13 protein-coding genes and 1 tRNA gene are annotated in these 12,845 nt (G+C 62.4%); 7 read left to right on the forward strand and 7 right to left on the reverse strand.

Going from position 1 to position 12,845, the window contains the following annotated elements:
• Window positions 1–139 precede the first annotated feature (139 nt).
• From AC26AR_RS03940 to bioB, 6 genes are all read right to left on the reverse strand, one after another.
• Window positions 140–224: transfer RNA gene (locus AC26AR_RS03940), tRNA-Leu, on the reverse strand.
• Between the two features lie 90 nt (window positions 225–314).
• Complete coding sequence (gene bioD / locus AC26AR_RS03945; protein ID WP_488107580.1) at window positions 315–1,106, reverse strand: dethiobiotin synthase; 792 nt, start codon at window positions 1,104–1,106, stop codon at window positions 315–317.
• 38 nt (window positions 1,107–1,144) lie between these two features.
• Window positions 1,145–1,972 carry a methyltransferase domain-containing protein gene (locus tag AC26AR_RS03950; protein WP_488107581.1) on the reverse strand — a complete coding sequence of 276 codons (828 nt, stop codon included), beginning with the start codon at window positions 1,970–1,972 and terminating at the stop codon, window positions 1,145–1,147.
• Between the two features lies 1 nt (window position 1,973).
• The gene (locus AC26AR_RS03955) at window positions 1,974–2,795 is read right to left on the reverse strand and encodes an alpha/beta fold hydrolase (protein WP_488107582.1); all 822 of its coding nucleotides are present in this window, start codon (window positions 2,793–2,795) and stop codon (window positions 1,974–1,976) included.
• Window positions 2,792–4,129 (reverse strand): aminotransferase class I/II-fold pyridoxal phosphate-dependent enzyme, encoded by a 1,338-nt coding sequence (locus AC26AR_RS03960; protein ID WP_488107583.1) that lies wholly within the window; start codon window positions 4,127–4,129, stop codon window positions 2,792–2,794. The genes AC26AR_RS03955 and AC26AR_RS03960 overlap by 4 nt, the downstream gene beginning before the upstream one ends.
• A gap of 18 nt (window positions 4,130–4,147) precedes the next feature.
• The gene (bioB, locus tag AC26AR_RS03965; protein ID WP_077371834.1) at window positions 4,148–5,326 is read right to left on the reverse strand and encodes a biotin synthase BioB; all 1,179 of its coding nucleotides are present in this window, start codon (window positions 5,324–5,326) and stop codon (window positions 4,148–4,150) included.
• A 328-nt stretch (window positions 5,327–5,654) separates the two neighbouring features.
• Between bioB and AC26AR_RS03970 the strand changes: the two genes are divergently transcribed.
• From AC26AR_RS03970 to AC26AR_RS03995, 6 genes are all read left to right on the forward strand, one after another.
• Complete coding sequence (locus AC26AR_RS03970) at window positions 5,655–6,272, forward strand: ComF family protein (RefSeq protein ID WP_139345415.1); 618 nt, start codon at window positions 5,655–5,657, stop codon at window positions 6,270–6,272.
• Between the two features lie 215 nt (window positions 6,273–6,487).
• Entirely contained in the window at window positions 6,488–7,471 is a 984-nt protein-coding gene (locus tag AC26AR_RS03975; protein ID WP_488107883.1) for a serine/threonine protein kinase, read from the forward strand.
• Between the two features lie 269 nt (window positions 7,472–7,740).
• Window positions 7,741–8,292: a GTP cyclohydrolase I FolE gene (gene folE, locus AC26AR_RS03980; protein ID WP_077371842.1), complete on the forward strand. Its 552-nt coding sequence runs from the start codon at window positions 7,741–7,743 to the stop codon at window positions 8,290–8,292.
• Between the two features lie 86 nt (window positions 8,293–8,378).
• Window positions 8,379–8,804: a dihydroneopterin triphosphate 2'-epimerase gene (gene folX / locus AC26AR_RS03985; protein WP_077371844.1), complete on the forward strand. Its 426-nt coding sequence runs from the start codon at window positions 8,379–8,381 to the stop codon at window positions 8,802–8,804.
• A gap of 35 nt (window positions 8,805–8,839) precedes the next feature.
• The gene (locus AC26AR_RS03990; protein WP_488107584.1) at window positions 8,840–9,205 is read left to right on the forward strand and encodes a hypothetical protein; all 366 of its coding nucleotides are present in this window, start codon (window positions 8,840–8,842) and stop codon (window positions 9,203–9,205) included.
• 91 nt (window positions 9,206–9,296) lie between these two features.
• Window positions 9,297–10,754: an NAD-dependent succinate-semialdehyde dehydrogenase gene (locus AC26AR_RS03995; RefSeq protein ID WP_084209170.1), complete on the forward strand. Its 1,458-nt coding sequence runs from the start codon at window positions 9,297–9,299 to the stop codon at window positions 10,752–10,754.
• A gap of 591 nt (window positions 10,755–11,345) precedes the next feature.
• Here AC26AR_RS03995 and glsB read toward each other — a convergent pair.
• Window positions 11,346–12,344, reverse strand: coding sequence for a glutaminase B (gene glsB, locus AC26AR_RS04000; RefSeq protein ID WP_254696424.1), 999 nt, complete (start codon window positions 12,342–12,344; stop codon window positions 11,346–11,348).
• Window positions 12,345–12,555: 211 nt separating this feature from the next.
• Here glsB and AC26AR_RS04005 point away from each other — a divergent pair, with 211 nt between their 5' ends.
• Window positions 12,556–12,795 carry a DUF2061 domain-containing protein gene (locus tag AC26AR_RS04005; RefSeq protein WP_077371853.1) on the forward strand — a complete coding sequence of 80 codons (240 nt, stop codon included), beginning with the start codon at window positions 12,556–12,558 and terminating at the stop codon, window positions 12,793–12,795.
• Window positions 12,796–12,845: the final 50 nt, after the last annotated feature.

The following is a 12,845-nucleotide window of genomic DNA, read 5'->3' on the forward strand; positions in this document are numbered from 1 at the left end:
ATCCCATGAAAGGTCGCATCACACAGCAAGTCGCATCACACAGCAAGTCGCATCATGTGGACAGCGGACTGATGGAGCAGGGGATAGATCAGTAAAGACAGAGAGGATGCTTCGAGAGGGCATCAGCAGGATGTGCTGATGGTGCGGAAGGGGGGACTCGAACCCCCACACCTTGCGGCACCAGAACCTAAATCTGGCGTGTCTACCAATTCCACCACTTCCGCGAGAAGCTGGCGTGCATTTTACCTGCGATGCCTTTCAAGTCAATCGCTTGTGGCCAATTATCCCTTGAGGGAGGCCACAGCGACGGCTTGTCAGTCATGGTGGCCATGTTGGCTGCGTGACTCGAGTCCGCAGGGCAATTGCAGATAGCTCGCGGCGCGTTCTGCCGCATGGCGGCTGTCAGTGAGGTCATCATCACGCACCCAAGGCACCACGCCGAGACAGGGCGCTTTCAGCGTGCGCGACAACGTCGCCATGTTGTCTTCACTGACTTCCATGTCGGCTTCCAGATGGTTGATGACATAGCCTGCCACCTCAAGCCCATCGCGCTCGATGGCTTCCAGGGTCAAACGTGCATGATTGATGCACCCGAGTCTCAGGCCTACCACCAGGATCACCGGTAGCCCCAAGGCGATGGCCAGATCCGAGAAATCTTCCTCGTCATTGAGCGGAACGCGCCAGCCGCCTGCTCCCTCGATCAAGGTCAGGTCACGCGGGGCCGTCTCGCGCTGGTGACGAATGTGTCGAGAGATCCTGGCCACTTCGAGACTCACACCTGCCTGGCGTGCAGCGATATGCGGCGCGATGGCCGGAGCGAATCGCCAGGGATTGATGCTCTCGTAATCCGCGGGCGGCTCGCACTGTGCCTGCAGCGACAGGGCATCGGCATTGACCAGCCCGTCGTGACTCTCGAAACAATCTGACGCCACGGGCTTGAGCCCGAGAGTGCTCAGGCCCCGCATGCGGGCACGAGCCAGCAAGGCGCTTGCGATGAAGGTCTTGCCGATTTCCGTGTCGGTGCCGGTCACGAAGGCCGCGATGCCGTGGGGGATGGCATGGCAGGCGGAAGGCTGGCTGTTATTGCTCAAGTGCGCTGATGGCATTTCGTTATCTTTCTGCAAAGTGTTCGCGTTGATGTCTATCAGTCTGTGACTGATTTTTCCATGACAAGTTCAATGACTTGATAGCTTACAGGCAATCCTTGCGATGTGCGAAGCGCCTCGTGTCGGGCGGTCGCCTGGGCCAGATCCGCACGTGTCAGGCGATACCCGCTCGCTGTCTGGGCGCCTATTCCCTTGATGGAGCGCATGACGGCCGAGACGTCAGGATAATGGAAGACATGACGATGTGTCTGGCAATGCACCTTGAGGCCAGTGCGCCGTGCCCAGTCGATCAGCTGCTCTCGGGAGGGAAAGTGTCGGACCGAGTCATCCTGTCGCTGCCAGGCATGGCGGATCTCTGCCAATGTGCCTGGTCCGAGCGTATTGATGTGCGCCCTGCCACCCGGCTTCAGTGCACGCGCAAGCTCCCCCAGCCAGTGGCGGGGGGTGGGGCACCATTGCACTGCCAGGCTCGAGAACACCAGGTCCAGACTGTTGTCGGCCACTGGCAGGCGCTCGGCATCGCCGCGCAACCAGTGGATAGGAGGTTGCGCGTTGCCTGGTGTCATGTGCCGAGGCGGCGTGTCGGGGGATCTCGAGGCCTCTCTGAGCATGGCCATCGACAGATCCAGCCCCAGGCAACGTGCGGTGGGGTAATGGCACGCCAGCTCGCGTGTCCACTGGCCGGGGCCGCACCCCAGATCCAGCACCACCGCAGCATCCGGAAGCGTAGTCGGCAAGGTCTCGAACAATCGGCTGGCCATGACATGCTGGGCGCGTGCCAGGGTGAGGTATTCGCTCGCGCCGCGATCGAAGGCCTGAGCGATACGCTGGCGCGACGTCGCGTGGGGCAGGGTCACCATCTGCATCTCAGCCTTCTTCCCTTGCAACGACGACATGGCCCATGCGAGTCAGCAGGGCATCGGCCAGGTCATCATGGCGACTCAGTGGCAGACAATGTCCGCCGCAATATTCCACCACCTGATGGCCGTGATCACGCAGTGCCTCGGCAAGTCCCGGTGCCAGCAATGGATCATCCCGGCCCAGCCAGAATTCGAGATTCTGACCTGCTCGTGTCAGTGACATTCGCCGCGTGGCCAGCTCCTCGAGCCCTGCCGAGAGTGCATCGACAGAGCTTTCAGGGCGAGTGCCGATCAATTCACGCAACTGCCGCAGGCAGTCGCGCGGGTCAGGCTCGCCACTGGCCTGCCAGCGCAGGAAATGCTGCCAGCTGGCGAGCGGAGAGCGGGCAAAGGCTGTCTGGAAGGTGGTGAGCGTGATGCTGGGCAGTGCCGGAAGGGGCGCCGGGGGCCTGCGATGAGCAAGAGTCGTCTCGGGAGTCGCGTGATCCGGCGTGATGAACGCCGGCCCCATGGCCAACGCGATGAGTGCCGCGGGCCGTTGGTCCATCGGCAGCGCAGTCGCGAGTGCCTCGGCGCGTAGCGCACCCAATGACCAGCCCAGCCACAGCGTGTCCGCTCCGCCGAGGTGCGAAGGAGCTGCTTCGGGATCGTCAGGCGCCGCAAGGGGCCAGTCTGCCGTCACGATCTCGATCGGGCGTGTCGCGGGTCCGACAGTCCGCTCTCGTTCGGCAGCTTGCTGTCGCTCGGCCAGTCGCGTCTTCAAGGGTTGCCAGATGCGGGCATCGATACCCCAGCCGTTGAACAGCACCAGACGTGTCAGTCGCGTCATGTCTCGGCCCCCGTGGTGGGTCTGGTAGTGCTCGATTCCAGCACCTCCTTGAGAGCGGCCAGCAGAGTCTCGACATCGTTCTCGCTGTGCGCGGCACTGAAGGTGAAGCGCAGGCGTGAACTGCCGGCAGGGACCGTCGGGGGCCGAATGGCAGATACCAGAATGCCGCGCTCGCGCAGTGCTGCGCTCCAGGCAAGGGCACGAGTTTCGCTACCGAGTATCAGTGGCTGGATCGGTGTCATCGGGTCAGTGAGGGGTGAGGGGGTGCCTGCCGTCACCGGGGGCAGGCCGAGCGCCAGACCACTGCCTGCCAGCAGAGCTGCACACCCCTCGCGAAACTGTCGTACGCGCGCCGCCAGGTGCTCGCGTCGCTGTGGTTCCTGCTCGACGATATCCAGCGCTGCCAGGGTGGCGGCAGCGACGTGCGGGGGTTGCGCCGTGGTGTAGATATACGGGCGGGCCAGCTGGATCAGGCTTTCGATCAATGCCTCGCTGCCGGCGACGAAGGCGCCAGCGCTGCCCAGGGCCTTGCCCAGCGTGCCCACCAATACCGGCACTTCGGCCAGCGGAGTGTCCCGTCCGACCAGTCCTTCGCCGTGCTCGCCCAGCACGCCCACCCCATGCGCATCGTCGATCATCAGCCAGGCGCCATGGCGAGCACATGCCCGAGCGAGGCCCGTGATATCGGCACAGTCGCCATCCATGCTGAACACGCCATCGCTGATCACCAGCCTGTCGTCGGCCTGTGAGCGTGCCAGCTGGCGCTCGAGATCCTCGAGGTCGCGATGATGGAAGCGGCGCGAGCGCACGGTTGAGTTGCCGGAGGATGCCAGCCGCGCGCCATCGAGGAGGCTGGCGTGGTTGAGACGGTCATGAAAGATCTCGAGAGTGCGCCCGGCCTCGCGCGAGGCGCTCGCGAGCGCATCGATCACGCCGAGATTGGCCATGAAGCCGGTGGAGAACAACAGCGCACGCGGGCGTCCGGTCAGTTTGGCCAGACGGGCTTCCAGTCGGTGATGAAGCGCCTGGTGACCATTGACCAGATGGGCACTGCCGCTGCCGACACCGAATTCCCGGGCTGCACGACAACCGGCCTCGATCAGCGTGGGGTGATTGGCCAGTCCTAGATAATCATTGGCGGTGAAGTTGAGCAGCGGACGTGCCTCTTCACCTGCTGCCTGCCCGGCGAGGCTGACGTGGGGCCCCTGTGGGGAGTCCAGTGTCAGGCGCCGGCGATAGCGCCCGACCTGCTCGCGTCTGGCGAGCAGATCGTCCAGGTGGGCGAAGCTTGCGCCGGTACTGGAGCGCGTGCGTGAGCGTGAGCGGGTGGGCATGTCGGTGGCCACGTGAGATCAGACCACCAGACCGCAGGGCTTGCGTTCACGGACGTGGCCTTCATCGCTGGCGGGCGTCGCCTCACGGGTGGCATCGTAGAACAGGCTGCCTTCGACGTTGGCGCGCGCCTGTTCTTCCATGGCCGCTTTGAGCGCCGCTTCCCGCACATCGTCACTGGCGACTTCCTGGCGGGTTTCCGGGTGCAGGCCGAGGCGCTCGAACAGCTCGCGGTCACGGTTGGCCTGCGGATTGCCGGTGGTCAGCAGACGCTCGCCATAGAAGATGGAGTTGGCGCCGGCGAGGAAGGCCAGCGCCTGGGTGGAATCGTCCATCTGCTCGCGACCGGCGGACAGGCGCACGTGACTCTTCGGCATCATAATGCGCGCCACGGCGATGGCGCGGATGAACTCGATGGGGTCGAGATCCTCGACATTTTCCAGCGGTGTGCCCGCCACCTTGACCAGCATGTTGATCGGCACCGATTCCGGCTGTGGTTGCAGATTGGCCAGCTGGCGCAGCAGGCCGGCACGATCCGTGGTGGTTTCCCCCATGCCGAGAATGCCGCCGGAGCATACCTTCATGCCGGCTTCGCGCACGCTGGCCAGGGTGTCCAGGCGCTCGCTGTAGCTGCGCGTGGTGATGATCTCGCCGTAGTACTCCGGTGAGGTGTCCAGATTGTGGTTGTAGTAGTCGAGGCCGGCATCCGCGAGCTTTCTGGCCTGATCGGTATCGACCATTCCCAGCGTCATGCAGGTTTCCAGTCCGAGTGATTTCACCTGACGCACCATCTCGGTGACCACCTCGAGATCGCGCTCCCGCGGGCTCTTCCAGGCGGCGCCCATGCAGAAACGGCTGGCACCGGCATCCTTGGCGGCGCGGGCCTGCTCGACCACTTTCTGGATCTCCATCAGCTTTTCCTTACCCAGGCCAGTGTTGTAGTGGCCTGACTGCGGGCAGTACTTGCAGTCCTCCGGGCAGGCGCCGGTCTTGATCGACAGCAGGGTCGAGACCTGGACGGCATTCGGATCGAAGTGCTGGCGGTGGATCTGCTGGGCCCGGAACAGCAGGTCATTGAAGGGCAGGGCGAACAACGCTTCGATTTCCTCGACGCGCCAGTCGTGACGTACCTCGCCATCTGCGTTGGTCCGTTCGTCGTGCGAGGTTTGCGTGGTCACGCTCGGGGCTTCTACGGTCATGGGAGTGAGATCCTTCTTCAGGCAGGCAGTGAGACGCGTCAGGTGGCAGTCAGCGCCGGACGATCGCCAGTGTCTTCGGGTCAGGCGCACGCCGCCATCCAGTCCCGCGAGCGACGGCTGTCGGTCAGTCAACGCGATTCATGAATGAGGGTTGACTGAAATGATAGAGTTTTCGCGAGTGCTGTCAACGCTGGAAGGTCTGCTGGTTGACAGGAGGCGTGTGTCACGCCCCTGTGCCTTCTGCCTGCAGCAGCAACGAGGGCATGAGCATGGCAGGCGCCCGAGGGGTCGCCATGGCGACTGGTGCGAGGCCTGTGAAGAGCGGATCGTGCGCAATCGTCATGCCTGCCCGTGCTGTGCCGAGCCGGTGGCCTCCGAGGCATTGAGTCAGGTGGCCTGTGCACGGTGTCTGCGGACGCCACCGGCCTATCAGCACGTGTACGCTCCATTGCGCTATGAGGGGCTGATCGCGGGTCTCTTCCAGCGTTACAAGGACCAGCATCAGAGGCGTGCCGGGCTCCTGCTGCGCCAATTGATGACGCGAGAGCTGGCCCCGTTCTGCCGGGAGTGGCTGGCAGCACGTCCCGAGGCATGGGTCATCCTGGTGCCGGGGGATTCGCGACGGCGACGAACGCGGGGGCATGAGGTGCTGGTGGAGCTGACGCGTGGTCTGCGGGTGCGTGAACGACAACGCGGTGACGTGGTGCGGATTCGCTCGGGACATGCGGCCGATGAGGATCAGCGTCTGCGGGGGCGGCGCGGACGTCTGAAGGCGCAACGCGGACGTTATGACATCAGCGCTCCTCTGCCGGAAAGCGTGCTGTTGATCGATGATGTCATGACCAGTGGCGCGACCCTCGACAGCCTGGCGCAGGCCTGTCAGCGGGCGGGGGCTCGAGAGGTCGTCGCCTGTGTGCTGGCGCGTACGCCGCCTGGTTCGCCATGATGCTATTGGTCTATGGCCTGCGGGACTGGCGGTGTGAGGGTCTAATCTCATAGCATGCAAGGTCCGGCAGCCGTTTGCTGGTCCATGCCCGAGGAATTGCCATGCCTATTGATCCTGTTACACCTGCTGATTCGCAATCATCCGGCACCTCGCGCGAGCTTGATGAGCGCGCCAACGGCAACACCTGGGAGGCTGCGTCATCCCGGGAAGGCGAACTGGACAAGCGTTCACATCCCTTTGATGCGCTTGCGCCGGATCGTGTCGTGGCCGCCGTCGAGTCGCTTGGTTTCTGGTTGCCCGGCGAGCCCTTCGCGCTCAACAGTTATGAGAATCGGGTCTATCACCTGGCCGATGATGACCGGCGGCGCTGGGTCGCCAAGTTCTATCGTCCGGATCGCTGGAGCCGCGCCCAGATCCTCGAGGAACACGCCTTTCTGGCCGAGCTGGAAGCCGAGGGCGTTCCCGGTGCGCCCGCCTGGGCGGATGCCAGGGGGGAGACCCTGCATCATCACGAAGGCTTCGACTTCGCGCTGTTTCCCCATGTGGTCGGGCGGGCTCCCGAACTCGAATCTCCCGAGCACCTCTACCATCTGGGAGAGCTGATCGGTCGCGTGCACGCCGTCGGACGTCAAGGCCTCTTCCAGGAGCGTGAAACGCTCACGCCACTGCGCATCCTCGAGGAAAGTCGTGACAGCGTGCTGGCCTCCGACTGGCTGAGTGAGCGTCAGAGTGAAAGCTATCAGCGTGTCATCGAGGCGTTGCGCCCCCTGGTGGCGGAGCAGAGCTGGCCGCAGAGTGGCTTGCTGCGTGCGCATGGTGACTGCCATATCGGCAACATGCTGGGGCGGGATGACAGCTTCGCGCTGGTGGATTTCGATGATTGTCTCAATGCGCCTGCCATTCAGGATCTGTGGATGCTGTTGACGGGAGAGAGTGACCCCGAGCTCCACATGCAGTTGTCCGAGGTGCTGGAAGGATATGAGCAGCACTGCGACTTCAATCGCGGGGAGCTGAAGTGGATCGAGACACTGCGTACGCTGCGCATGGTGCGTCACAGTGCCTGGGTGGTACGGCGCTGGACGGATCCCGCCTTCCCGCAGGCCTTCTCGCATGTCGCGAGCCTGGGGTACTGGGATGACCACATCCGCAGTCTTGAGCAGCAGCGAGTCGTGCTTGATGCTCCTCGCTGGCTGGCGTGAGCCGCCCGCGCCGGAGACCGGTGGGCCATTCTTGAGTCCCATGACCCGACGCCCTCGACGCCTTGCGTTGAGGGCGTCGTCGTTGCGGCCTTGCGGGAAAGACGTGATCAGGCCTGCGTTGGAGGCAGGCCTGAGGTAGAATCTGCGCTGACATTGAACACTAACTTGTACAAGATCAATTCAACGTTAAGATATTGTATAAGTTATGTGCTTTACCCCTGCTATGCGTGCGCTCATGCGCGCCCCTGACCGATACCATAGGCAGACGGATGACCGAAGAGATTGCCAACCATTACCGCCAGATCATCACTGCATTGGGTGAGGATCCGCAGCGCGAGGGCCTGCAGGACACGCCCATGCGTGCTGCCAAGGCCATGCAGTTCCTGACCCATGGCTATCATCAGTCGCTGGAGGAGATCGTCAACGGCGCCGTCTTCACCTCGGACACCGACGAGATGGTACTGGTCAAGGACATCGAGCTTTACTCGATGTGCGAGCATCACATGCTGCCGTTCATCGGCAAGTGCCATATCGCCTATCTGCCGGCGGGCAAGGTGCTGGGGCTGTCCAAGTTCGCGCGCATCACCGACATGTACTCGCGCCGCATGCAGATCCAGGAAAACCTCACCAAGCAGATCGCTGAGGCGGTCCAGCAGGTGACCGGCGCACGGGGTGTGGCGGTGGTGGTCGAGGCGCGCCACATGTGCATGATGATGCGTGGCGTGGAAAAGCAGAATTCCAGCATGAAGACCTCCGTGATGCTGGGGGCCTTCCGCGAGAATCAGCCGACCCGTCAGGAATTCCTGACCCTGATCAGCTGATCCGATAGCCACGACGCCGCCTCTCGAGGCGGCGTCGTCGTCTGTGAGTCGTTTGTCTGACATCTCTTGTTCAGGAGTCCCCGTCGATGCCGATGCATGCCTTGCACGATGAACATCTCGATCATGATCTTGCCACCATTCGCATCAAGAACCTGCGTCTGCGCACCTATATCGGGATCAACGATGACGAGATCCAGAATCGTCAGGACGTCGTGATCAATGTGGTGATCCGTTACCGCGCCGCGCGTGCGGTACAGTTCAACCACATCAGCGAAGCCCTCAACTATCGCACCATCACCAAGCAGCTGATCGCGCATGTCGAGGATGGGCGTTTCGCATTGCTCGAGCGCATGACGCGGGAAGTGCTGGATATCGTGATGCAGCATGAGCAGGTGCTGACGGCTCAGGTCGAGATCGACAAGCCGCATGCGCTGCGCTTCTCCGATTCGGTGTCCATCACCCTGTCGGACAGCCGGGAAGACCATATCCAGACGGCAAGTGTCGGACGCTAGACAGTCAGGAGAGACGGGATGTCAGGAGGGGCAGCATGATCGGAGAGATCACTCGGTTCGATGATGCCACCCAGGAGGGTGTCATCACGGATGACAGGGGCGCCGAGTACGTGTTCGATCTTGTCGGTTGGCGCGGCCGCGGTCTCCCGGGGCCGGGACTGGCGGTGGATTTCGAGGTGCGTGACGGGCGTGCGAGCCAGGTGTTCAATGCGCGGGTCAAGCAGCAGAAGGCGCGGCGTGTCGTGTCGATGCCGCCGGAGTGCGAGCTCGGTGAGGTACCGCCGTCGTCTGTCGAGGCCGGCAAGCAGCCATCCGGCCGACGCGAGTGGCCCATGGGGCGTGTGATCACGGGGCTGGCCATGGCAGGGCTGGTGCTGGCAGGGTTGTGGTTCTGGCACTGAACCCGCATCTAGGTTCTATTAGGCTAGTCTTGAATAGTCTCGGCTAGCGCTCAACGCCGCCTCGATCCACCTGCATGCCTCTGGAGTCTTCATGGAACATCTCAACGATACCAGTCTCTTTCGCCCCTTTGCCTATATCGATGGTGGTTGGGTCGCCGCGGATTCCGGTGAGCAGATAGAGGTCGACAATCCGGCCACCGGCGAGATCATCGGCCGAGTGCCTCGCCTGGGCTATGCGGAAACCGAGCGTGCCATCGAGGCGGCCCAGAATGCCTTCGCTGACTGGAAGGAAACCCCCGCGCTGGAACGTGCCGACATCCTGATGAAGTGGTACGCCCTGATGCAGGAGCACAAGGATGACCTGGCGCAGATCATGACCCTGGAGCAGGGCAAGCCACTCGCCGAATCTGCCGGTGAGATCCAGTATGCCGCCAGCTTCCTGCGCTGGTTCGCCGAGGAAGGACAGCGAGTCTACGGTGACACCATTCCGGCAGCCAAGCGTGATCAGCGCATCATGGTGCTCAAGCAACCCGTCGGTGTCGTGGGGGCGATCACGCCGTGGAACTTCCCGTCATCGATGATCACCCGCAAGGCGGGTGCCGCATTGGCGGCGGGCTGCCCCATCGTGGTCAAGCCTGCCAGTCAGACTCCCTTCTCGGCGCTGGCGCTGGCGGTGCTGGCGGAGCGCGCTGGTGTGCCGCGTGGTGTCTTCAACGTGGTGCCGGGCTCTGCCAGGGATATCGCCAAGGCGATGACCGATTCGCGTCTCGTGCGCAAGGTCACCTTCACCGGCTCCACCGAAGTTGGCCGCGGACTGATGGCCAATGCCTCACAGCATATCCAGAAGATCTCGCTCGAGCTTGGCGGCAATGCGCCCTTCCTGGTGTTCGAAGACGCCGATCTCGATGCGGCGGTGGAAGGCGCGATGGCAGCCAAGTTCCGCAACGCCGGCCAGACCTGCGTCTGCACCAATCGTTTCCTGGTGCAGTCCAGCGTGGTCAATGCCTTCAGCGAGAAGCTGGCAGCGGCGATGAATGCCGAGTTGACCGTGGGCAACGGCATGGAAGAGGGCGTCAAGGTCGGCCCACTGATTGATGGTGACGCCGTCGAGAAGGTCACGGATCACGTGCAGGATGCTCTCGACAAGGGGGCCGAGCTGCTGCTGGGCGGTCATCCGCATCCGCTGGGTGGCAGTTTCTTCACCCCGACGTTGATCTCGCAGGTGACGCCGGAGATGAAGGTGGCCCGTGAGGAAACCTTCGGGCCGCTGGCAGCCATCTTCCCCTTCGAGAGCGAGGAAGAGGCCATCGAGATGGCCAACGATACCGAGTTTGGGCTGGCCAGCTATTTCTACAGCACGGATCTCAAGCGTGTCTGGCGCGTGTCGGAAGGTCTGGATTACGGCATGGTCGGTATCAACACCGGACTGATCTCCAACGCCGCCGCGCCCTTCGGCGGCACCAAGGCATCGGGGCTGGGCCGTGAGGGCTCCAAGTATGGCCTCGAGGAGTACATGGAAACCAAGTATCTGTGTCTCTCACTTGGCTGATCCGTTCGTCATCGGATCTGCGACGTTGATCCCTGCTTGAGCCCTTCATCCTTGAACGTGGCATCGTTGATGGATGGCCAGCGCTCAAGGCAATGACCGGACACGTCATCAGATGCCAAAAAGCCCGCCCGGGACACCGGGCGGGCTTTTTCATGTCATTCAGTCATCCGGCCTGTTGCTGCCAAGCGTGTCTGCAATCTATGGAATTTTCGCTGCTGCTGAGAGAGCGTCATGCGCGAGAGGGAGCAATCTCGCGACAAGAGGCCCATGCGTCATTGGTCGTAGAGGTGAGGTGTCTCGGGCATTGATCGCGCTGCGCGTGTCAGACCAAAGCGGTATGCCGCCGTCTTTTACCGCAGATCAGGGACAAAGACAGGTGTGCTTTGTCGGCATTCTCTTACTTGTGGATATGCTTATTTACGCTACAGTCAAAGAGCGGGACCTGTGGTGATAGTCTTCAAGGATTGAAGACAGGGCGAGTGGCGTGGCGGACGCGACTTGCCCTTTTTTATGGCCGGTTCCCAGCTCAGTATTGTCAGCCTGCACTTCTCAGTTCTCCCTTCTCAGCCCTCACTCCTCACTCCTCGCTCTTCAGCCCAGCGGTGACAGCCCCATTCCCGCCACCAATCCTTCCAATGCATGCCGGCCGGCAATCGAGTTGCCATAGCCGTCCAGGCGCGGCGACCACACACAGATGCTCATCTGTCCCGGCAGGATGGCGATGATGCCGCCGCCGACACCACTCTTGCCCGGCAGGCCCACGCGCCAGGCGAAGTCTCCCGCCGCGTCATAGAGCCCACAGGTCAGCAATAGCGCATTGAGCTGACGTGTCTCCAAGGGCGAGACCACTTCCTTGCCATCCAGCGGATTGACGCCACGATTGGCCAGGAAGGCGAAGCTGCGGGCCAGCTCCACGCAGTTCATCGATACCGAACAGCTGTGGAAGTAGGTGTCCAGCAGGTCATCCACATCGGAGTGCACGTTGCCATAGGCCTGCATCAGGTAGGCGAGCGAGGCATTGCGTGCCTTGTGGTCCATCTCGGAGCGCGCCACCTTCTCGTCGAAGCCGATGTCGGGGCTGCCGGACAGGCGTCTGAGTTGTTCACGCAGCGTGTTCTGGATCGAGACGATGCGCGAGACCAGCAGGTCCGTGATCAGCAGTGCCCCGGCATTGATGAACGGGTTGCGTGGAATGCCGTTCTCGACCTCCAGCTGCATGATCGAATTGAACGCCTGGCCAGAGGGTTCACGTCCCACGCGTGACCAGATCTCGTCGCTTTCCAGACGCTGCATCGCCAGTACCAGTGCGTGGACCTTGGAGATCGACTGGATCGAGAAGCGCGTGTGTGCATCCCCGGCATACTGGACGCGGCCATCGACATGACAGACGGCAATCCCGAACTGATCCGGGTCCACCTGCGCCAGGGCCGGGATGTAATCCGCGACCTTGCCCTCGTTGAAGCAGCGGCTGGCATCATTGGACAGGCGTTCAAGCAGCGTCTGGAGGGCATCAGAGTCGAGTGGCGGCGTCATGGCGACCTTGAGGAGACAGAGTGGATGGGAATGCAATCGCATGGTACGGCTGCGCATTCTACCCAATCCTGTGGGCTGTGGCGCGTGGTGATCCGAGCGCTTGATAGCCAGCCCTTATCAGCGGGGTAGGGCAAAGTGATTTCAAGTTGCAGATGAGACTCACTATCATTCATTACATCGAGGCAACAACAGGTTGCCCACCAAGAGACACGCGACGCGCTGGGGTTCAGCGTCTCGCTGAGCACAGACCGCCCGGAGGGCAGCCAACATGATCAAGACATTGACCTTTGCCAGCATGCACTTCTCCATCGCCTTCGGTGTCACCTACCTGCTGACCGGTGACATCGTGGTCGGCGGTCTGGTCGCCATCGTCGAGCCTGCGGTCAACACCGTCGCCTTCTTCTTCCACGAGAAGGTCTGGAATCGTGTGACTGCCCGTCGTCAGCAGGCAGCTGAACAACAGGCCAGCCGCCCCTCCGGCATGAATGGTGCGGTATTGGCGAGCTGAGGACACTTGCGTCGGCAAGGGTGGGCACCGCAGAATCGAGCGATCTTTCC

The sequence above is a fragment of the Cobetia sp. PS-4MA genome (assembly GCF_057670765.1).